The 2143-nt window shown below is 69.6% G+C and carries 2 protein-coding genes; both read right to left on the reverse strand.

Going from position 1 to position 2143, the window contains the following annotated elements; genetic code table 11:
- Window positions 1–434: 434 nt before the first annotated feature.
- Window positions 435–1358 carry a UDP-N-acetylmuramate dehydrogenase gene (gene murB / locus Q8M82_RS09965; RefSeq protein WP_305691210.1) on the reverse strand — a complete coding sequence of 308 codons (924 nt, stop codon included), beginning with the start codon at window positions 1356–1358 and terminating at the stop codon, window positions 435–437.
- Window positions 1355–2143, reverse strand: a 789-nt coding sequence (locus Q8M82_RS09970; RefSeq protein ID WP_305691211.1) for a glutamate ligase domain-containing protein, incomplete at its 5' end; no start/stop codon positions are given. The genes murB and Q8M82_RS09970, both read right to left, overlap by 4 nt.

Raw genomic sequence — 2143 nt, forward strand, 5'->3', positions numbered from 1 at the left:
CGCTGCGCCGCGAACGGCGCAGCCAGCGCCCCTGCCGCTCGCCGACGAGCAGCTGCGGCCCGGGAGCCGGCACCGGCAGACGCGCAGCGGACATCGCCGCCGCTGTCTTGACCGATCGAGGGAGGCGACCTCCACCATCCATGTGACGCGTTCACCGAAGTTGAGCCCGCATGGGCAGCCAGGGCGGCGCTGGTCCGATTCGGTCTGGCCGGGCCGTCCTGGAGCCTCGCCGCAGGGGTGAAACACGCTGTTTCAGGTCCCTGGCGGATAGCGGTTCTGCAGACGTCCCGGCACCCGATTGCTTGATGCGCCGTTAACGACCACTCTTCGATCTGCTGGTAAATTTTTGGTAAAGGTTGCGGCCGGGAGATGGGGATCGCGCGTGGATTCTTCGTTGTCGCGACGACCGGCGAAGCACTGGGCCGAAGCGGCCCTCAGGCCACCCCGATCCGCTTGATCTCCCAGTGGAGATCGAGGCCGGAATGGACCTTCACGCGTCGCCGGACCTCTTCGCCCAGCCCTTCGACATCGGCCGCTGTCGCACCGCCGGTGTTGATCAGGAAATTGCAGTGCATCTCCGAGACCTGCGCGCCGCCGATCCGCAGGCCGCGACAGCCGGCGGCGTCGATCAGCTGCCAGGCCTTGCCGCCGGGCGGGTTCTTGAAGGTCGAGCCGCCGGTGCGCTCCTTGATCGGCTGCGCGGCCTCGCGCGCCGCGGTCACGCGGTCCATCTCGGCCTGGATTGCCGCCCGGTCGCCCGGCCGCCCCTGGAACAAGGCCGAAGTGAAGATGATGTCCTGGGTGTCGACCCCGCTGCTGCGATAGGAGAAGCCCATCTCGGCATGGGAGAGCGTCACGAGCGCGCCGGCCCGCGTCACGCCGCGCGCCTCGACAAGCACGTCGGTGGTCTCGCCGCCATGGGCGCCGGCATTCATCCGCAGCGCCCCGCCGATGCCACCGGGGATGCCGCGGTAGAAGGCCAGCCCGTCCAGCGCCGCATCGGCCGCCGCCCGCGCGAGCTTGACATCTGGCACCGCAGCCCCAGCCCGCAGCCGGTCACCGGGCTCGAGCGCAATCTCACCGAAGGCCTTGCCGCCGAGTCGGATCACCAGCCCCGGAATGCCGCCATCGCGGACGATCAGGTTCGACCCGAGCCCGACCACCGTCAGCGGGATCTCGGGCGGCAGGCCCGCCAGGAGATGCGCGAGATCGGCCTCGTCGGCCGGCGTGAACAGCATTTGGGCCGGGCCGCCGACCCGAAACCAGGTCAGCGGCGCCATCTCGGCATTGGCCAGCAGACGGCCGCGCAGCTCGGGCGCCGCGGCACGGATGGTGGGGGTGATGTCCTCGAAACTCATGCGGCCGGCTTCTGCGGCGGCAGCGCCGCCAGTTCCGCCGGCAGGGCATAGGCCCATTGCGTGATGTTGCCGGCGCCGAGGAAGACGACATAGTCGCCCGGGCCGGCCAACTCGGCGATCATGCCGGGGAGTTGCTCCGGCCCTTCCAGCGGCAGGGCGTGGCGGTGTCCGCGCGCCTTGATGCCCGAGACCAGCGAATCGCGGTCGGCGCCCGCGATCGGGGCCTCGCCCGCCGCATAGGTGTCGGCCACGATCACCGTGTCGGCATCGTTGAAGCAGGCGGCGAAATCGTCGAACAGGCTGGCCAGGCGCGTATAGCGATGCGGCTGCACGATCGCGATCACCTTGCCCTTGGTCGAGGCCCGCGCTGCCTTGAGCACCGCCGCGATCTCGACCGGGTGGTGGCCATAATCGTCGAAGATCAGCGCGCCGTTCCATTCGCCGGTCTTGGTGAAGCGGCGCTTGACCCCGCCAAAGCCGGCGAGCGCGGCGCGGATGCGCTCGACCGGGATGCCGAGATCATAGGCCACAGCGATCGCCGCCGTGGCGTTGAGCGCGTTGTGGTGGCCCGGCATCGGCATGATCAGGTCGCGGACCACTTCGTCGCGGCCGCGCTTGCGGTCGCGGATCAACAAGGTGAACTTCGCCTGCCCGCCCGAGAGATCGATGTCGATCAGCCGGAAATCGGCCTGCGGGTTCTCGCCATAGGTGACGACGCGGCGGTCCTCGATCTGCCCGACCAGCCCCTGCACGGTGGGATGGTCGATGCACATCACGGCGAAGCC

Origin of the sequence: Allobosea sp. (genome assembly GCF_030694325.1) — a bacterium.
In the GTDB taxonomy this organism is placed as follows: domain Bacteria; phylum Pseudomonadota; class Alphaproteobacteria; order Rhizobiales; family Beijerinckiaceae; genus Allobosea.